Annotated in this window: 18 protein-coding genes, 2 tRNA genes and 1 pseudogene; 14 read left to right on the plus strand and 7 right to left on the minus strand. The window is 65.0% G+C overall.

Annotated features, from left to right (window positions below; genetic code table 11):
• Nucleotides 1–18 precede the first annotated feature (18 nt).
• The 3 genes from XH85_RS19140 to XH85_RS19150 all read left to right on the plus strand — a co-directional run bounded on the left by XH85_RS19140 (nt 19) and on the right by XH85_RS19150 (nt 1907).
• Nucleotides 19–738: a class I SAM-dependent methyltransferase gene (locus tag XH85_RS19140; protein ID WP_128933050.1), complete on the plus strand. Its 720-nt coding sequence runs from the start codon at nt 19–21 to the stop codon at nt 736–738.
• Nucleotides 739–813: 75 nt separating this feature from the next.
• Nucleotides 814–1491: a class I SAM-dependent methyltransferase gene (locus XH85_RS19145; RefSeq protein ID WP_128933051.1), complete on the plus strand. Its 678-nt coding sequence runs from the start codon at nt 814–816 to the stop codon at nt 1489–1491.
• On the plus strand, nt 1488–1907 hold the full coding sequence (locus XH85_RS19150; RefSeq protein WP_128933052.1) for a GFA family protein: 420 nt from the start codon (nt 1488–1490) through the stop codon (nt 1905–1907). Before XH85_RS19145 ends, XH85_RS19150 begins: the two co-directional genes overlap by 4 nt.
• 485 nt (nt 1908–2392) lie before the next feature.
• Here XH85_RS19150 and XH85_RS19155 read toward each other — a convergent pair.
• Together XH85_RS19155 and XH85_RS19160 are read right to left on the minus strand one after the other, a co-directional pair.
• Nucleotides 2393–2467 (minus strand) — tRNA-Thr (locus XH85_RS19155).
• A gap of 165 nt (nt 2468–2632) precedes the next feature.
• Nucleotides 2633–3097 carry a hypothetical protein gene (locus XH85_RS19160; RefSeq protein WP_128933053.1) on the minus strand — a complete coding sequence of 155 codons (465 nt, stop codon included), beginning with the start codon at nt 3095–3097 and terminating at the stop codon, nt 2633–2635.
• Between the two features lie 281 nt (nt 3098–3378).
• Between XH85_RS19160 and XH85_RS19165 the strand changes: the two genes are divergently transcribed.
• Together XH85_RS19165 and XH85_RS19170 are read left to right on the plus strand one after the other, a co-directional pair.
• Nucleotides 3379–3864: a hypothetical protein gene (locus XH85_RS19165; RefSeq protein ID WP_128933054.1), complete on the plus strand. Its 486-nt coding sequence runs from the start codon at nt 3379–3381 to the stop codon at nt 3862–3864.
• A gap of 43 nt (nt 3865–3907) precedes the next feature.
• Complete coding sequence (locus tag XH85_RS19170; RefSeq protein WP_128933055.1) at nt 3908–4408, plus strand: hypothetical protein; 501 nt, start codon at nt 3908–3910, stop codon at nt 4406–4408.
• A gap of 192 nt (nt 4409–4600) precedes the next feature.
• Here the strand turns inward: XH85_RS19170 and XH85_RS19175 are convergent.
• A tRNA-Tyr gene (locus XH85_RS19175) sits at nt 4601–4686 on the minus strand.
• A gap of 207 nt (nt 4687–4893) precedes the next feature.
• Here XH85_RS19175 and rlmB point away from each other — a divergent pair.
• The gene (gene rlmB / locus XH85_RS19180; protein WP_164940296.1) at nt 4894–5736 is read left to right on the plus strand and encodes a 23S rRNA (guanosine(2251)-2'-O)-methyltransferase RlmB; all 843 of its coding nucleotides are present in this window, start codon (nt 4894–4896) and stop codon (nt 5734–5736) included.
• 13 nt (nt 5737–5749) lie between these two features.
• Here the strand turns inward: rlmB and XH85_RS19185 are convergent, their stop codons facing one another.
• A complete protein-coding gene (locus tag XH85_RS19185) occupies nt 5750–6781 on the minus strand; it encodes an LLM class flavin-dependent oxidoreductase (RefSeq protein WP_128933057.1) in 1032 nt (343 codons plus the stop codon).
• A 141-nt stretch (nt 6782–6922) separates the two neighbouring features.
• Nucleotides 6923–7846, minus strand: a complete 924-nt coding sequence (locus XH85_RS19190) for a LysR family transcriptional regulator (RefSeq protein ID WP_128933058.1) — start codon at nt 7844–7846, stop codon at nt 6923–6925.
• Nucleotides 7847–7958: 112 nt separating this feature from the next.
• Between XH85_RS19190 and XH85_RS19195 the strand changes: the two genes are divergently transcribed.
• The 5 genes and pseudogenes from XH85_RS19195 (at nt 7959) to XH85_RS19215 (ending at nt 12566) form a co-directional block, all read left to right on the plus strand.
• Nucleotides 7959–9317 carry an MFS transporter gene (locus tag XH85_RS19195; RefSeq protein WP_128933059.1) on the plus strand — a complete coding sequence of 453 codons (1359 nt, stop codon included), beginning with the start codon at nt 7959–7961 and terminating at the stop codon, nt 9315–9317.
• A complete protein-coding gene (locus XH85_RS19200) occupies nt 9314–9811 on the plus strand; it encodes a GAF domain-containing protein (protein ID WP_128933060.1) in 498 nt (165 codons plus the stop codon). Before XH85_RS19195 ends, XH85_RS19200 begins: the two co-directional genes overlap by 4 nt.
• Before the next feature lie 17 nt (nt 9812–9828).
• Nucleotides 9829–11076: a metal-dependent hydrolase family protein gene (locus XH85_RS19205; protein ID WP_128933061.1), complete on the plus strand. Its 1248-nt coding sequence runs from the start codon at nt 9829–9831 to the stop codon at nt 11074–11076.
• A gap of 73 nt (nt 11077–11149) precedes the next feature.
• Nucleotides 11150–12255: pseudogene (locus XH85_RS19210) on the plus strand (IS5 family transposase).
• A complete protein-coding gene (locus tag XH85_RS19215; RefSeq protein ID WP_128931407.1) occupies nt 12252–12566 on the plus strand; it encodes a hypothetical protein in 315 nt (104 codons plus the stop codon). Before XH85_RS19210 ends, XH85_RS19215 begins: the two are co-directional and overlap by 4 nt.
• Nucleotides 12567–12669: 103 nt before the next feature.
• Here the strand turns inward: XH85_RS19215 and XH85_RS19220 are convergent, their stop codons facing one another.
• The gene (locus tag XH85_RS19220; protein WP_128933062.1) at nt 12670–14727 is read right to left on the minus strand and encodes an ATP-dependent helicase; all 2058 of its coding nucleotides are present in this window, start codon (nt 14725–14727) and stop codon (nt 12670–12672) included.
• Nucleotides 14728–14856: 129 nt separating this feature from the next.
• Here XH85_RS19220 and XH85_RS19225 point away from each other — a divergent pair, with 129 nt between their 5' ends.
• Nucleotides 14857–15447 carry a TMEM175 family protein gene (locus XH85_RS19225; RefSeq protein ID WP_128933063.1) on the plus strand — a complete coding sequence of 197 codons (591 nt, stop codon included), beginning with the start codon at nt 14857–14859 and terminating at the stop codon, nt 15445–15447.
• Nucleotides 15448–15455: 8 nt separating this feature from the next.
• Here XH85_RS19225 and XH85_RS19230 read toward each other — a convergent pair whose 3' ends face one another.
• Nucleotides 15456–15836 (minus strand): YciI family protein, encoded by a 381-nt coding sequence (locus tag XH85_RS19230; protein WP_164934806.1) that lies wholly within the window; start codon nt 15834–15836, stop codon nt 15456–15458.
• A 196-nt stretch (nt 15837–16032) separates the two neighbouring features.
• On the opposite strand from XH85_RS19230, the gene XH85_RS19235 reads away from it, so the two are divergent.
• Nucleotides 16033–16218: a hypothetical protein gene (locus XH85_RS19235; RefSeq protein WP_128933064.1), complete on the plus strand. Its 186-nt coding sequence runs from the start codon at nt 16033–16035 to the stop codon at nt 16216–16218.
• 26 nt (nt 16219–16244) lie between these two features.
• Nucleotides 16245–16448, plus strand: coding sequence for a hypothetical protein (locus tag XH85_RS19240; RefSeq protein ID WP_091889509.1), 204 nt, complete (start codon nt 16245–16247; stop codon nt 16446–16448).
• Nucleotides 16449–16619: the final 171 nt, after the last annotated feature.

The raw sequence follows: 16619 nt of genomic DNA on the forward strand, positions 1-16619 counted from the left end.
ATTCCTGCAGGTCTGCCTATGAACGAGGACGTCAGCGACGGCTGGGCCGCGTCCGCGGCTGCCTGGATTGTCGAGCAGGGGCAAGATGGCGACTATGGTCGCCGCTTCGTGCTGGACGCGCCGATGAGAGAGCGCATCGAAGGGCGCGGCTTTCGCAATGCGCTCGATGTCGGCTGTGGGGAAGGGCGCTTTTGCCGCATCATGCAGCGCGGCGGCATCCGTACCACCGGCATCGATCCGACCGAGGCGCTGCTCGCGCGCGCCCGCCAGCTGGACCCGGATGGCGACTATCGGCTCGGCCGCGCCGAGACGATGGAGCTCGATGCGAGCTTTGACCTGGTCGTCAGCTATCTCAGTCTGATCGACATGCCCGATCTCGATGCGGCGATCGACAGGATGGTGGCGGTGCTGCGCCCGGGCGGCACGCTACTGATCGCCAACCTGACGAGCTTCAGCACCGCTGGCCAGCCGGACGGCTGGACGCGTGATGGCGAAGGCCCGTGGCGCTTCGCGATCGACCACTATATGCAGGAGCGGCCGATCTGGGCCGCTTGGCACGGCATCCGGATCCGGAACTGGCACCGTCCGCTCAGCACCTACATGACGCTGTTGCTCGATCACGGTCTCCAGTTGCGCCTGTTCGTCGAGCCGCAGCCAACGGGCGGCAGTCCCGAGCAGGTTGCCCGTCATCGCCGCGTGCCCTTCTTCCACGTCATGGAGTGGCAGAAGCCGGCCTGAGCGAAAAGACAGGCGATTCCAGAGGCGACGGATCGCCTATACACTGGCCTCGCGACTTGATTTGAGCCTAGTCCGATGATCTCCAATCGTCCTCCCGTGCTCGCTCACGAACGTTTCCTCGCCGACCACGAGAATTTCGCGGGCCTCGATCTCGCTGCCCGGTTCGAGCGGATCGAGCGGACCAACCTGTGGGGCGCGGCGACCTCGGTGTCGGGCCTCGGCTCGGAGGACCCCGCGACCGCCGCGATCCGGGAGGCGCTTGCTCCATTGCTGCAACGGCTCGGCGCGCGCTCGCTGCTCGATGCGCCCTGCGGCGATGCCGGATGGATCGGCCGCCTGAAGCTCGGCGTCGATTACACCGGCATCGACGTCGTGCCGTCGCTGATCGAGGCCAACCGCCGGCGTGTGGGCGGGTCGCCGGGCCGGTTTCTCGTTGCCGACATCACGTGCGATGCGCTGCCGCGTGCGGATGTCATTCTCTGCCGGGACTGTCTGGTGCATTTGAGCTTTGCGAATATCGATCGCGCCCTCGCGCGATTTCGAGAGAGCGGCGCGCGCTTCCTGCTGGCCACCACCTTTCCGGAATGGGATGCAAATCGCGATTGCGAGGACGGCGACTGGCGGGCGCTGAACATGGAGAAGCCGCCGTTCGACTGGCCGGCGCCGCACGCACTGATCAACGAGCGTTGCGAGAAGGGCGGCGGCTGGCGCGACAAGAGCCTCGGGCTCTGGCAGCTGGAGGATGTCCGATGATTGATGCCAGATGCAGTTGCGGTGCTGTTTCACTTTCGCTTCCGGGACCGACCAGGCTGGTCGCGGCCTGTCATTGCATCGACTGTCAGCGGCGAACCGGAGCGCCGTTCGGCGTCGGTGCGTTCTATCCTGTCGAGGACGTCACGATCTCCGGCGCGCCGAAGCAGTACGCTCGCGCCGCCGCAAGCGGCGGCGAGGTCCGCTTCTATTTCTGCGCCGACTGCGGCTCGACGGTCTGCTGGAAGGCTGACAATCTGCCTGACATGATCGGCGTTGCCGTCGGCGCCATCGCGGATCCGGATTTTCCCGCGCCCGTCAGATCGGTGTTCGAGCAATCGAAACATGCCTGGGTCGAGATCGGTGGCGCCGGCGTCGCGCACTTCGAACAGGGCGCAGCGCGCAAGAGTTCAAGCTGAGGCACAGGCATCGAGTCCTGGTGCCGGCGCGGCCGGTGTTCGGTCAAGGACGCTGCCGATGACTTGCGTCGGACGGCGCTCCTGACGTCTGTATCGGTTCACCGGGAGCACGGTCCAGTGGCGGGTGAGGCCTGGCGAGTCCTACCGTTCCGGGAGGTGCGTCGTTGCTGGCGGTACGGGTATTGACGCGCTCTAACGTGACTGTCGATGCAACCACAATGGCGATGGCCAAGGCGACAGCGGATAGAGCTAAGGCTACCCGATCATTCGGGTCCATCGCTAGACCTCCGCGAGACGGCTCTATAGCACGAGGATAACGGCAAACCGATGATTTAGTTCTTGCGGTGGTCGCCGATGAATAAGGAGCCGTGGCAATTGACAGGCTTCGATCTGCGGTCGCGGAGGGCGGTGGAAGCTTTGCCGCCCGGGTCGATTGCAGGTTCGACATAGCACGTCAGGCCACGACGCGGTGTCGGCTAAACCAATGGTGCCGGCTGAGGGGATTGAACCCCCGACCTTCGGTTTACAAAACCGCTGCTCTACCGCTGAGCTAAGCCGGCGACGCCTGAGAAAGCGGGCACGGCCGGCACATGCCGGGGCCGTCCACCCTTGCGCGCCGCAATATCAGACTTGGTCGGAAAGTGCCAGAACCGCGATCGTCGTCGCAAGACATGAATCAGGCGGCCTTGCGGGCCGCCTGATGGGTCGCGTTCAATGTGAGCCGCTTACTGGCAGATGTGCCGGCGGCCGTCGTCGCCCTTGAACCAGGTGCCGGGCGTGCAGACGAAGCCGTTACGCTGGGCATAGGTGCGGGTGTCCCAGCCGCGATTGTCCCACGAACGATCGTACGCGTAGGAATTGTCCCAGGCGCGGAACGGAGCGGTTGCGATCGCGCCCGCAGTGCCGATCGCGGCACCGGCTACGCCCGCCGCGACATCGGTCGGCCAGAAGCCGGTGCGGCTCCTGTTCCAATCGTTATTCCAGTCGCCGCTGTTGGTCTGCCGATAGGACATGCGGCGATGGCGATAACCCCTGTCGGTGTACGGGTTTCCCGGTCCGAGGTTCTGGCAGTTGGCATTCGGGAACTGGGCCGAGCAGCGGGCAGGATTGTTGACCACCGCCTGTGCCATCGCGGGGCCCGCGAGAGTGGTGGTCGCGATCGCGACGGCGCCGAGGAGTTTGATATTCATGATTGTTGGCTCCCGTTGTGGTTGAACGGGGGCTAAATGCCGAGCGCGCCGGACGTTCCGGTGAAACCGGTTGATTTTCGCAGCTGGACGGTCAAACGGATGTGAGCATACGGGTGGTTCCGGCCGGTGCGCTCGATGCCGTTAACGCTTCGCTAGTGCGCTGCAGCATTTGCGCAGCGCGCAATCCTTGCACATTAGGCTTACCGGAAATTGGCGAGCGGGCCTTAACCCTCTCTGCGTCGCGATCGGATAGGTTGTGGCCGGACAACCGGGGCCTTCTCATGCGCGCTGTGGCGCTCGCTGCCTTTCTGATCGGACTGCCTGCGACGGCGCTTGCCGACGGCGGCTTCGATATCGTCGTTCCCGGCCGTCCCGGCGTGCCGATCATCATCAACAATATCGACGCGTCCTACAGCGTCGTCGAGGGCGTCTGGGGCCTCGGCAAGAACCAGCAGGTGCAGCCCACGATCTATGGCGGGCGCTATATCGCCGAGCGGCAGCCCGACGACGTCGGCCATTATTATCCGACGCTGGGCCTGCGGCCCGGCTACGGCCGGCTCGAGGTCGAGCCGCCCGCGAACCGCAAATTGCCGAAGCCGGCCGAGAGCTACCACCAGAGCTGGGGCGCGTCGTCCGCGCCGCTACCGCCGCAGATGGACGTGCCCGTCGATCCGCCGCCAGTGATCCTCGCGCCCGAGATCAACGACCATCCTCGGCGCCCTCGGCCACGGCCGCATACAGAGATCCCCGGCAAGCCGCCGGGTTAGCAAACGTGAAAAGCCAAAAAACGGAAATCAACAGGAGAGAGTAATGCGTCAAATGATTTCGGGACTGGTCGCGGCGGCTGCCGTGATGTTCGTCGCTACCGCGCCCGCCGCGGCCTGCGGCTTCACCACGTGCGCGCCAGTTGCGCCGGTCTATTCCGGCTGCAACACCGGCTGCGGCGGCTATGGTTATGGGTATGGCTATGGCTATGGCTATGGCTATGGAGCATATGAGCGCCTCGCCGAGCCGACCACGCAGTATTATTACGTCAACCAGGGGCCGACCTACACAGGCCCGGGCGCCTTCGCGCCGTATCCGACGTATCGTGAAGACGCGGTCGTCGCGCCCGCCAATTATGGCTATGGTTACGGCTATCGTGCCGCTTATCGCTATCACCGCCCGTACTATCGTCCGTATCGCTACGGCTATGGCCCGCGCTACGGCTATCTGCCGCGCGTGCACTACGGCTACGGTCCGCGCTACGGCTACGCTCATCGCCACGCACCGTACTACGGCGGCCATCGCGTGCTGCGCCGCTATTACTGATCTCTGATCGGTTCAGCCGACGAGGCACCCGTTCGCGTGATGCGGACGGGCGCTTTGCTTTTTGGTGTGAGCGTGCCGTGGTGGCGATCACACGAATGCAGTTATGAGAAAGTCGTCATGTCCGGGCTTGGCTTCACGCCATGACGTTGTGCCCTGGCTTGCCAAGCCGAAGCTCGCGAAGCGAGCGAAGGCTGGTGGGGGAGGCAGGACTCGAACCTGCGAAGCCATGAGGCGGCTGATTTACAGTCAGCTCCCTTTGCCACTCGGGACACTCCCCCGCTCGACGGCAGCACAATCGGGCCGGACCTTGCCGGCGGACCGAAGACGGCCATGGAACGTGAAGACCGCGACAACCCTGATCGGGGCGCGACCGGGCGCGTTTATGGGCGAAGCAGTGGGGCAAAGTCAACCGAGGCGAACAGCTAAAATCGTTCCTGACGGCACCGAAATTGCCATATTCCGGGACCCGTGACACAAGCGAGCCCATGAAGGATCGAAAATTCGGCCCCAAGGGGGCTCGCGGCGGGGCTAAGCCCTTCAACAGACCCGGGAAATCGGCCGGCCGGCCGGCCTGGCGCGACCGCGATTCGCACCCCGACGGGCCTGTCATCCTCTATGGCTGGCACACCGTCACGATGGCGCTCGCCAACCCCCGGCGGCGGATCCGCAAGCTGACGTTGACCGAGAACGCCGCAAGGCGGCTCGCGGACGAAAACATCGCAACCCGCATCGCGCCCGAGATCGTCCGGCCCCAGGAGATCGACCGTCTGCTGTCGCCAGACGCCGTGCATCAGGGGTTGCTTGCGGAAGCCGATCCGCTGCCTTCGCCTGATATCGAGACCTTGAAGCAGGAAGGCATGGTGCTGGTGCTCGACCAGATCACCGATCCACACAATGTCGGCGCGATCTTACGCTCCGCCGCGGCCTTTGCGGTGAAGGCGATCGTCACCACCGCGCGTCACAGTCCGGAAGCCACCGGCGTGCTCGCGAAGGCAGCCTCCGGTGCGCTCGAGCTCGTGCCGCTCATCACCGTACAAAACCTCGCCCGCGCGCTCACCGCGCTGAACGAGCGCGGCTTTCAGACCGTCGGGCTCGACAGCGAGGGCAGCGAGGATCTCAGCGACGTCGCGCTGCGTGAGCCGCTGGCGCTGGTGTTAGGGGCCGAAGGCAAGGGCCTCAGGCAGCTGACCCGCGAGACGTGTAGCGTCGTGGCGCGGCTCGACATGCCCGGCGAGATCAAGAGCCTCAACGTCTCCAACGCCGCTGTGCTCTCGCTCTATGTCGGCGCAAGCAGGCTCGGGCTGATGAAGCAGGGCGCGACGTCGTAGACCAAAGGCAGACTTACCCGATCATCTCCCGCACCATCGGCACCACCTTGCGCCCATAGAGCTCGATGCTGCGCATCAGCTTCTCGTGCGGCAATGGCCCCGCCGAATACTTCAGCTGGAAGCGCGAGATGCCAAGGGCCTTCGCCGTCTTGGCGATCTTGCGCGCAACGGTCTCGGGCGAGCCGACATAGAGCGAGCCGTGCTCGGCTTCGCTGACGAACTCGTCGCGGCCCATCGGCGGCCAGCCGCGTTCCTTGCCGATGCGATCGCGCATGGCCTTGTAATCGGGCCACAACTCTTCACGCGCCTGTTCGTCGGTCTCGGCGACATAGCCGGGGGAATGCACACCGATCGGCTGTGCTGGGCGGCCGAACTCCCTAGACGCGCGGTGATAGAGCTCGACGTAGGGTGCAAAGCGCGCTGGATCGCCGCCAATGATCGCGAGCATCAGGGGCAGGTCGTAATGCGCGGCGCGCACCACCGATTGCGGGCTGCCGCCGACGCCGATCCAGGTCTTGAGCGTGCCGTTTTCGACCGGCGGATAGACCAACTGATCCCGCAGCGGCGGACGCAGCTTGCCCTCCCAGGTCACCGGCTGCTGCGGCAAGAGCGCGGCGAACAGGTCGAGCTTCTCCTCGAATAGCTCTTCGTATTTGCGCAGGTCGAAGCCGAACAGCGGGAAGGATTCGGTGAACGAGCCGCGGCCGAGGATCACCTCGGCGCGCCCGTTCGAGAGCGCATCCACTGTCGCAAAGCGCTGGAACACGCGGATCGGATCGTCCGAGCTCAGTACCGTCACCGCAGAGCCGAGATGGATGCTTTTGGTGCGCGCCGCGATGGCCGCGAGCACGGTCTCGGGGGAGGAGATCGCGAAGTCGGCGCGGTGATGTTCGCCGAGGCCGATGAAGTCGAGACCGAGCTCGTCGGCCAGCACGGCTTCATCGACGACGTTGCGGATCACCTGCGCATGCGAAAGCATCGCGCCGGCGGTGTCCTTGGTGACGTCCCCAAAGGTATCCAGTCCGAATTCGAGCGGTGCGGTCATCGATGAGGTCTCTGCGGGCGCAACAGGCGCCTGTCATTGAGGGAGGGATCGTTTGCGGTGGAGCTAGGCCGCTAATGCCGGCGCAACAATGCTGCTTCGAGAAACGCACCGTTTCCTTTTTGGAGGGTGTTAGGTGCGTGTTCAGTCGGCCTCGGCGAACATCCCGACCAGAGTTTCGCGCAGCCAGCGTTGCGCCGGTACGGTGTCGTTGCGCTGGTGCCAGAACAGGCTGACGATGCGCGGCGGCGCGCGAAGCGGAAGCGGCATGGCGTGCAGGAACGGCGCGTGCCGGGATTGCGAGCGCAGGTCGCTCGGCAGCACGGCAATCAAGTCGGACTGCCGGACGACCTCGTAGGCGGCGCTGTAGTGATTGACGGTCGCGACCAGGTTGCGCGATAGCCCGCGCGAGGCCAGGAAGAGATCGTAGGACGGCAAGGTCTTGCCGGCGAGACTCACATCGACGTGCCCCGCGTTGAGGAAGGTCCGCGTGCTCAGCCGTTTCTGGGCCGCGAGCGGATGGCCGCGCCGCATGAAGCAGGCGTAGTCGACGGTCCAAAGCGAGCGCGAGCGGATGGCGGCCGGCTGTTGCGCCTCGTTGACATAGACGCTGAGCACGCAATCCACCCTGTTGTCCTCGAGCTGGTCGGCGATCTCGACGACGGTATTGGGCACGGTGTGGACGCGCGACTTCGGCGCAACCTTGCCGAGATGGCCGAGCAGGTTCGGCATCACCAGCGAGGAGACGTAGTCAGACATCGACAGGCTGAATTCGGTCTGTGCACGTGCAGGATCGAACACCTGCTCGTCGAGCGCACCGCGCACGCTTTCCAGGGCCTCGCCGATCGGCTCCCACAGTACCACGGCGCGCTGGGTCGGGCGGATACCGGTGCCGGCTCGCACGAACAGGGGATCGCCGAGCGCGTCGCGCAGCCGCGCGAGCGCGTTGCTGACCGCGGGCTGGGTCATCCGCAACGCATTCGCGGCGCGCGTGACGCTGCCCTCGGTCATCAGTGCCTCGAAGACTTTCAGGAGGTTGAGGTCGAGCGCGCGGAACGACACGTGCATTCACCACGGTGATATATCAGATCATAATTATAAATTATGACGATAATGTCGTTTTGTCTATGGTTCCCTCCCGAGCGGCGCGCCGGGCCCGTGACAATCGAGGGGGACTTTCATGTCGATGATATCGGCGCGCATCGAGCGCCTTCCATTCGCGCGCTTCCACACGCATCTGCTGTTGATGGGCGGGCTCGGCTACATGTTCGACGCGATGGACGCGGCCGTGCTGGCGTTCATCCTGCCGGTGCTGCGCACGGCCTGGAATTTGTCGAGCGTCGAGATCGGCGTGCTCGGCAGCAGCACCTATATCGGCTTCCTGTTTGGCGCGTTGCTGGCGGGCACGCTGGGCGACCTGATCGGCCGCCGGGCGGTGATGATGTCGGCGCTGGCGCTCTATTGCGCGGCATCGATCGTGAGCGCGGCGGTCGACACCTGGCCATCCTTCTTCGCCGCCCGCGTCGTCGCCGGCATGGGCACCGGTGCCGAGAGCGCGATCATCGCGCCCTATCTCGCCGAGTTCGTCGCGCGGCGCTTCCGCGGCAGCTTCACCGGCGCGCTGGCCGGCTTCTTCTCCTTCGGTTTCGTCGCGGCGGCCTTGCTCGGCTACTTCATCGTTCCCGCCTATGAGAACGGCTGGCGCATCGTGCTGGTGATCACCGCCGTCCCGGTCGTCATGCTGTTGTGGTGGCGCAGGGCGCTGCCGGAATCGCCACGCTGGCTGGAAAGCCGGGGCAGGAGCAAGGAAGCCGAAGCCGTGCTGGACAGGATCGAAGCCGGCTTCGCCCGTGAGGGTCATGCGCTGTCGCAGCCAGTCGTCGATGCGGTCAGTCCGCCCTTCGCCGGGGGAACGCTGCTGGCCAATTTCGCCGCGCTGCTCGCCGGCCGGCAGGCGCGCATCACCATCATGACCTGGATCATGTGGCTGGCGATCACCTTCAGCTATTATTCCTTCTTCGTCTGGATTCCTGGCCTTCTGGTCCAGAATGGCATGAGCATCACCAAGAGCTTCGCCTATTCGATCGCGATCTATTGCGCGCAGATACCCGGCTATTTCAGCGCCGCCTGGTTCAACGAGCGCGTTGGCCGGCAGGCGACGATCGCGTCCTACATGGTGCTCGGCGGCGCCAGCGCGCTCGGACTCGCGTTCGCGCACAGCGACCAGCAGATCATGCTCGCGGGCATCTGCCTGTCGTTCTTCATGAACGGCACCTATGCGGGCGTCTATGCCTATACGGCGGAAGTGTTTCCGACGCCGGTCAGGACCACCGGCGCCGGCCTCGCTTCCGCGATCGGCCGCATCGGCGCGATCGTCTCGCCGATCCTGGTCGGCTATCTCTATCCCAATTTCGGCTTTGCCGGCGTGTTCGGCATCACCACCAGCGTTCTGCTGATCGGCGCGCTGACCGTCGTCCTGATGGGCGTGCGGACGCGCGGCCGCTCACTGGAAGAGATTGCGGCGGGTGAAGTCGCATGAGGAAGGCGAGACGCCAGGCCGATCCGCTGCTCTGCAATGTGGCGGCCGCGCAGGGCAGGGTGGAGCAGCCGAATGCCCTGTTCTCGGCGCTGGACGACGCGTTGAAATCGGCGATTGGGCACAAGCTGTTCACCATCCTGACCTATGACGGCGACAGCGGCGAAGCAGCGCGGGTCTATTCCAATCTCCCCGGCCCGTATCCGACCGGCGGACGCAAGCGCCTGGCGCCGGGCCCGTGGACCGAGGCCGTTCTCGATCGCGGCGAGGCCTATATCGGCCGCACGCAGGATGATTTGCGCAACGTCTTTCCCGACTACGAGCTGATCGCGTCGCTCGGCTGCGAGAGCGTGCTCAACATGCCCGTGCGCTGGCGCGGGCGCACGCTCGGCTCGCTCAACCTGCTGCACGAGTCAGGCTGGTACGGCGCGGACGACATCGCGGCGTGCCTTCCCTTTGCCCAGCTCGCGCTGCCCGCGCTGCTCACACAGTCCTGACCAGACAGGAAACGACCATGCCCAGCACCCTCTTCAAGAACGTCGCTCTGCTCGATCCGCTCCAGCCGGACCTGCTGGAGGGACATCACGTGCTGGTCGAGGACAATCTGATCAAGGAGGTCTCCGACCGGCCGCTCCAGGCCTCGGCCGATCGGACGATCGACCTGAAGGGCAAGACGTTGATGCCCGGCCTGATCGACCTGCATGTCCATGCGGTGGCGGTCGAGCTCAATCTGGCGCAGCAGGTGCACATGCCGAACGTGCTGGTGACGCTGCGCTCGACGCTGCTGCTGCGCGGCATGCTCCGGCGTGGCTTCACCACCGTCCGCGACGCCGGCGGGGCCGGCCATGCGCTGAAGCAGGCGATCGAGACCGGCCTGACCGAGGGCCCGCGACTGTTCGTCTCCGGCCGCGCATTGAGCCAGACCGGCGGGCATGGCGACATGCGGGCGCGCTCGGATTACCTCGCCAGCGACGCGCCGTGTCCCTGCTGCGTGCGTGTCGGCGCGCTGGCACGCGTTGCCGACGGCGTCGACGGCGTGCGCAAGGCGGCGCGCGAGGAGCTGCAGATGGGTGCCGACCAGATCAAGATCATGGCATCCGGCGGCGTCGCCTCGCCAACCGATCCGGTCGGCGCCTTCGGCTACTTCGAGGACGAGATCCGCGCCATCGTCGAGGAGGCGCACGGGCGCCAGACCTATGTGCTGGCCCATGCCTACACCGCTGCCGCCATCGCGCGCGCCGTTCGCTGCGGCGTGCGCACGATCGAGCACGGCAATCTGGTCGATGCTCCGACTGCGCGCTTGATGGCCGAGAAGGGCGCCTATGTGGTGCCGACGCTCGTCACCTATGAAGCGCTGGCGAACGAGGGCGCCCAATACGGTCTGCCGCCCGAGAGCGTGGCCAAGATCGCCGATGTTCGCGACGCCGGGCTGCGTTCCCTCGCGATCTACCGCGACGCCGGCGTGAAGATGGGGTTCGGCAGCGATCTGCTTGGCCCGTCGCAGCGCCTGCAGAGCGACGAATTCCGCATCCGCGCCGAAATTCTCGGCTCGCGCGCCGTGATCGCCAGCGCGACATTGATCGGCGCCGAGGTGCTGGGCATGGAAGGCAAGCTAGGCCGGATCGCGCCCGAGACCATCGCGGACCTGCTGGTAGTCGACGGCAATCCGCTGCGCGACGTTTCCTGCCTGCTCGGCCAGGGCGAGCACATTCCGCTGGTGATGAAGGCAGGCAAGGTCCAGTTCGACAGGCTGAACGCCTAGCAGGCTGTTGAAGAAGTCTCTGGCGGGATGGCAGTGGACGTGATTCTCTCGATAGTTGAATCGGGAGGCCATGATGCGGGGATCGGACGAGCGGTCTGGATCGCTCTTCAGTTACGTGGATCTTGAAGCGCGGGTTCGCCCGGATCACGCCTTACGGAAGATCCGGGAGATTGTGAACGCTGCGCTGGACGATCTATCGAAGGCATTTGCGGGGCTTTACACGGACTTTGGCCGACCCTCGATTGCACCGGAGAGGCTGCTTCGGGCGATGTTGTTGCAGGCGTTCTATGGCATCCGCTCGGAACGACAATTGATGGAGCGGCTGGAGTTCGACCTGTTGTTCCGCTGGTTTGTCGGTCTTGGCGTGGACGATCCGGTGTGGGACCACTCGACCTTTTCCAAGAACCGCGACCGGCTGCTAGAGGGTGAGATCGCCGCTAAGTTCCTCTCCGCGGTAATGGCTCAGCCGAAAGTGAAGCGGCTATTGTCGAGCGACCACTTCTCGGTGGACGGCACGCTGATTGAGGCGTGGGCTTCGATCAAGAGCTTCCGCAGAAGGGATGGAGGCGACAACGACAGTGGGGGGCCGGGACGTAACGCTGAGCGCAGCTTCCACAAGGAGAAGCGTTCAAACAAGACGCACCAAAGCACCACCGATCCGGAGGCTCGGCTGTACAAGAAGGGCGATGGGCAGCCGGCCAAGCTCTGCTACATGGGGCATGCTCTGATGGAAAATCGCCATGGTTTGGCGGTCGGCGGCATTGTCAGCCAGGCCACCGGTACGGCCGAACGAGAGACAGCGCTGGCGTTGATTGATAATTGCCATCCCAGAGGCCGGCGGTCACGCTCGGCGCGGACAAGGCTTATGACGTTACGCAGTTCGTGCACGACTTGAGAGAACGATCGGTGACGCCGCACATCGCAATCGACGGACACCTCAGCAAGACAGGCGTCCCGCGCAAGACGGCGGTCGATGCCCGCTCCACCCGCCATGCCGGCTACGAGATCAGCCAACGCTGCCGCAAGCGGATTGAGGAAGTGTTCGGATGGATCAAGAGTTCCGCCGGTCTGGCCAAGGTAAAGCTGCGAGGGCGCGAGCGTGTGGACGCCGTCTTTACGTTGGCGCTTGCCGCCTACAATCTGATCCGCCTGCCCAAGCTGCTGGCGGTGCAGCTATGAGCGTGCGGGGCAAATGGCGCGTCGTGGAAACGCCCGATCACGACATGGCCGGGTCGGGCTCTTACATCCTGTTCACAAACGATGGTGGCGAGTTCGCCCTGGATTGTCTCACCGGGGCAATATACGGCCGTTGCGAAGGCGATGCCGTCGAGTTCACATGGGATGGCAACGACGAGATGGAGCCCGCAAAAGGCCGTGGTTGGGCAGAAGAGCTCGCCGATGGCTCGCTCGAAGGTAAGATATGCCTCGAAGGCGGCGACGACATTCCTTTTATCGCCCGCCGATTGGCTACTTCTTCAACAGCCTGCTAGAGCATGATCCGGAAAAGTGTGAAGCGGTTTTCCGAAAAGATCATGCTCAGACCAAAAACTAAAGCGCGATGACGATTCATCCCAACCTCATCGCGCTTTAGCTCTACCGCCACATCCCCCGCATCTTCGCGCCGATGTCGATCTTCGGGCCCTGCGCCGCGGTGCGGCCTGCGCCGGCAGCGGCCTTCGGCCAGGCGGTGCGCTCGAACAGGTAGACCAGCTGCTCCGGGATGAAGCGGGTGCGCGAGGCGTAGACGTGGCGGTCGCCCTTGGCGGTCTGGCCGTGGACGAAGAAGCGCTGCGGCACGACAAGATGAAGATCGTCCTTGGCGCGCGTCATCGCGACATAGAGCAGGCGGCGCTCCTCCTCGAGCTCGGCGCTGGTGCCGGCGCCGAGGTCGGACGGCATGCAGCCGTCGACGACGTTGAGCACGAACACCGACTTCCATTCCTGGCCCTTGGCGGAATGGATGGTGGAGAGGATCAGGTAGTCCTCGTCGCGCAAGGGCGGCCCGGATTTGTCGCTGGTCGCATCGGGTGGATCGAGCGTGAGCTCGGTCAAAAATTTCTCGCGCGAGGCGTAGCCGCTCGCGATCTGCTCGAGCTGCATCAAATCGGCACGCCGCGTCTCGGCATTCTCATGAATGCGGTCGAGATGCGGCTCGTACCACAACCGTACGCGCTCGAGATCGACCGGCCATTCCGAGTAGCGCAAATTCTGGGTCGTGCGGACGAAGTCGGTCCAATCGGCGCCGGCGCGAGCAGGCGCCGGAAGCTGACCGAGCGCGGCCAGCGGATCGGTGCTTTCGGCCATCTGGTCGAGCACGCGCTGCGCCGTGGCGGGTCCGATGCCCGGCAACAGATGCAGGATGCGGAAGCCTGCGACGCGGTCGCGCGGATTCTCCGCGAAACGCAAGAGGGCCAGCACGTCCTTGACGTGCGCTGCATCGAGGAATTTCAGCCCGCCGAACTTGACGAAGGGAATGTTGCGGCGGGTCAGCTCGATCTCCAGCGGGCCGGAATGCGAGGAGGTTCGGAACAGCACCGCCTGGTGCTTCAAGAGCGCGCCTTGCTCGCGATTGGCCAGCACCTGTTCGACGATGTAGCGGGCCTGGTCGGCCTCGTCGTGCACGGTGACGAGCTGCGGCTTGTGCGACGAGGCGCGGTCGGTCCAGAGGTTCTTGGTGAAGCGCTCGCGCGCGAGCCCGATGACGCCGTTGGCCGCCGCCAGCACCGCTTGGGTCGAGCGGTAATTGCGGTCGAGCGTGATCATTTCCGCGCGCGGCGAGAAGCTCTGCGGAAACTCCAGGATGTTGCGCACGGTGGCGGCACGGAACGAATAGATCGACTGTGCGTCGTCGCCGACCACGGTGAGGCCGCGGCCGTCGGGTTTCAGCGCCAGCAGGATCGAGGATTGCAGGCGGTTGGTGTCCTGGTATTCGTCGACCAGCACGTGATCGAAGCGGCCGCCGATCTCTTCCGCGATCAGCGCATCGCTCATCATCTGCGACCAGTAGAGCAGAAGATCGTCGTAATCGAGCACGTGCTGGGCCTGCTTGGCCTCGACATAGGCCGCGAACAGGCCTTTCAGCTCGGCCGCCCAGCCGGCGCACCAGGGATAGTGCACCCCTAACACCTTCTCGATCTCCATCTCGGCATTGACGCAGCGCGAGTAGATCGACAGGCACGTGCCCTTGGCGGGGAAGCGGCTCTCGGTTTTCGACAGGCCGCGCTCGTGCCGGACCAGGTTCATCAGGTCGGCGGAGTCCTCGCGGTCGTGGATGGTGAAGGCGGGATCGATGCCGATGCGCTCGGCATATTCGCGCAAGAGCCGCGCACCGATGCCGTGGAAGGTGCCGGCCCAGGTGAGCGGATCGCGCATGATCGCGGCGTTGTTCTCACCCAGCACTTTTCGGGCGATGCGTTCCACGCGGCCGGCCATCTCGGCCGCGGCGCGGCGGGAGAACGTCATCAACAGGATGCGGCGCGGATCGGCGCCTGCGACGATCAGATGCGCGACGCGGTGGGCGAGCGTGTTGGTCTTGCCGGAGCCGGCACCGGCAATGACGAGCAGGGGAGCGCCCACGGTCGCGCCTTCGGCCACGCCATGCTCGACGGCGCGGCGCTGCTCCGCATTGAGCGTGTCCAGATATGTCGCCACGAATCGCCCCGGTGAAGGGGGGAGAGTCGGCGATCCCGTCGCGAATCGCAATGCAGCTGGACGAAACCGGGTTTAGGATTTAGGGGGAAAGACGGCCCGAAGTTCCAGCCCGAGAAACGCGTCCCTGGCATGACCGAGCTCAAGCCCGACCAGTTCGAGATGCGGCGGCTGGAATCGCTCAGCAACACCATTTTTGGTGTCGCCATGACGCTGCTCGCCTACGACCTGCCCAAGGCCGCGGTGTTCACCAGCGCCCCCGGCTGGAGCGATCTTGCCCATGTCTATTCCGGCAAGCTTGCCGGCTTTGCGCTCAGCTTCATCATCGCCGGCGTGTTCTGGATCAGCCATCACCGGCGCCTGGCGCGCCAGCCCATTGGCAGCCGCGGCGCGGTGATCCTGAATTTGTTCTTCCTGCTCTCGATCGTGCTGCTGCCGGTGACCAACGGCCTCTACACCAATTACGGCATGAGCAACGCGGTGGCGGTGCTCTACGGCCTGCACCTGACCGCGATCGCCGGCCTCAATGCCTGGCTGTGGTGGACCATCCTGGGCGGCTGGCGCCACGAGATCATGGCCTCGATGTTTCCGCTGCTCGTGTTCATTCCGGGCACGGTCGTTGCCGCGTTCGCGCCGCATATCGCGCCCTTCGTCTGGTTCATCGCCTTTGGCGGGCTCGTGATCCAGCGCTTCACCATCGCGCGGTCCGAGCTAGACCCGTAAGCGGCACCTCACGGGGATGTCGCGCCGAACCCGTCGGCCGGCACGTAAAGCTTGACCGGGCGGATTTCGTAGACCGCCGTCGGATTGACTGCACGCAGCTTCCGCGCCGCCGCGATCGCCTCATCCTCGGTGGCGCATTCCATCAGGTGAAAGCCCAGAAGCTGCTCCTTGGTCTCGGCAAACGGGCCGTCCAGCACCATGCCCGCGCCGGGGCCCCGCAAGGTGCGGGCTTTCCGGGTCTCGTCCAGACGGGCGGCCGGCCCAAACTGTCCGCTTGCTCTCAGGGGCGCCTGAACCTCGATGACTTTGGCCACGACCGCGGCGTCCTCCTCCGGCGTCCAGGACAAGACCTCGTCTTCCACGTGATAGGCCAGGATGGCGTACAGCATCGTCACCTCTTTTTTTCTGCGCAAGCCCCAAGGACGTAGCACGGCAGCCCGTGCCGACAATCCCGAAGCAAAATATTGCGCGGCAAGCAAGCGACGAAACCGTCCTGAAACCCGATTGCGGCCGCGCCGTGTGAACGCCCCCGGAAGCGGTCGCGACTGATGACCACAAACAACAAGGTTTTTGCTGGAGGCGGCTATGTCGGGTCACACCATCAAGATCATCTGCGACGCGCGTCGGGCGGGGCAATCGGAGCCGGCCGAGCTGCACGACCAGGCCGGCCATCACCGCTATTACGGCAGCTCGGCCGAGAACGGCGGCGAGCGGATCGTGGAGAGCCGGCGCGGCAAACGCCCGCGTGCGCTCAACATCTGCGGCTTTTGAAGGCGTCGACGAGACCGTGACTCGACATGGACGTCCTGCATATATCGATCGCGGCGATGCCGTTCCTGCTCTCGCTGGCGAGCCGGACCGGCAAGGCGATCGCGCCGTGCCTGCTTGCGAGCATCTTCACCGTGCTCCTCTCCGGAGAGCCCCACCGCGCCGTCATGGCCTGGTGCGTCGGCATGCTGATTGCCTCCGTGGCATTCCGTGAGCGGCTTCGCGCGAGCTGAGCCGGCGGGCGGTCTCGACCCTCGATTAAGACAAATCGCAAAAGAAAAGGCGCGGCGGGGAGGCCCCGTCGCGCCCGATTTCTTGCTCGCTGGTCCAGGGCTGAGAGCGCCCCGATGCCAAGCTTTGTCGAGAGCTTAGCGGGCGATCCCAGCGAGGTGACAGCGCTTGAG

It is taken from the genome of Bradyrhizobium zhanjiangense (assembly GCF_004114935.1).
Lineage (GTDB): Bacteria > Pseudomonadota > Alphaproteobacteria > Rhizobiales > Xanthobacteraceae > Bradyrhizobium > Bradyrhizobium zhanjiangense.

What these genes read in the sequence shown, in the direction of transcription:
- XH85_RS19235 (WP_128933064.1), top strand. Translation starts at nt 16,033, where the DNA reads ATGTCGGGTCACACCATCAAGATCATCTGCGACGCGCGTCGGGCGGGG.
- XH85_RS19225 (WP_128933063.1), top strand. Translation starts at nt 14,857, where the DNA reads ATGACCGAGCTCAAGCCCGACCAGTTCGAGATGCGGCGGCTGGAATCG.
- XH85_RS19190 (WP_128933058.1), bottom strand. Translation starts at nt 7,846, where the DNA reads ATGCACGTGTCGTTCCGCGCGCTCGACCTCAACCTCCTGAAAGTCTTC.
- XH85_RS19240 (WP_091889509.1), top strand. Translation starts at nt 16,245, where the DNA reads ATGGACGTCCTGCATATATCGATCGCGGCGATGCCGTTCCTGCTCTCG.
- XH85_RS19160 (WP_128933053.1), bottom strand. Translation starts at nt 3,097, where the DNA reads ATGAATATCAAACTCCTCGGCGCCGTCGCGATCGCGACCACCACTCTC.
- XH85_RS19165 (WP_128933054.1), top strand. Translation starts at nt 3,379, where the DNA reads ATGCGCGCTGTGGCGCTCGCTGCCTTTCTGATCGGACTGCCTGCGACG.
- rlmB (WP_164940296.1), top strand. Translation starts at nt 4,894, where the DNA reads ATGAAGGATCGAAAATTCGGCCCCAAGGGGGCTCGCGGCGGGGCTAAG.
- XH85_RS19195 (WP_128933059.1), top strand. Translation starts at nt 7,959, where the DNA reads ATGTCGATGATATCGGCGCGCATCGAGCGCCTTCCATTCGCGCGCTTC.
- XH85_RS19185 (WP_128933057.1), bottom strand. Translation starts at nt 6,781, where the DNA reads ATGACCGCACCGCTCGAATTCGGACTGGATACCTTTGGGGACGTCACC.
- XH85_RS19150 (WP_128933052.1), top strand. Translation starts at nt 1,488, where the DNA reads ATGATTGATGCCAGATGCAGTTGCGGTGCTGTTTCACTTTCGCTTCCG.
- XH85_RS19205 (WP_128933061.1), top strand. Translation starts at nt 9,829, where the DNA reads ATGCCCAGCACCCTCTTCAAGAACGTCGCTCTGCTCGATCCGCTCCAG.
- XH85_RS19230 (WP_164934806.1), bottom strand. Translation starts at nt 15,836, where the DNA reads ATGCTGTACGCCATCCTGGCCTATCACGTGGAAGACGAGGTCTTGTCC.
- XH85_RS19170 (WP_128933055.1), top strand. Translation starts at nt 3,908, where the DNA reads ATGCGTCAAATGATTTCGGGACTGGTCGCGGCGGCTGCCGTGATGTTC.
- XH85_RS19140 (WP_128933050.1), top strand. Translation starts at nt 19, where the DNA reads ATGAACGAGGACGTCAGCGACGGCTGGGCCGCGTCCGCGGCTGCCTGG.
- XH85_RS19200 (WP_128933060.1), top strand. Translation starts at nt 9,314, where the DNA reads ATGAGGAAGGCGAGACGCCAGGCCGATCCGCTGCTCTGCAATGTGGCG.
- XH85_RS19145 (WP_128933051.1), top strand. Translation starts at nt 814, where the DNA reads ATGATCTCCAATCGTCCTCCCGTGCTCGCTCACGAACGTTTCCTCGCC.
- XH85_RS19215 (WP_128931407.1), top strand. Translation starts at nt 12,252, where the DNA reads ATGAGCGTGCGGGGCAAATGGCGCGTCGTGGAAACGCCCGATCACGAC.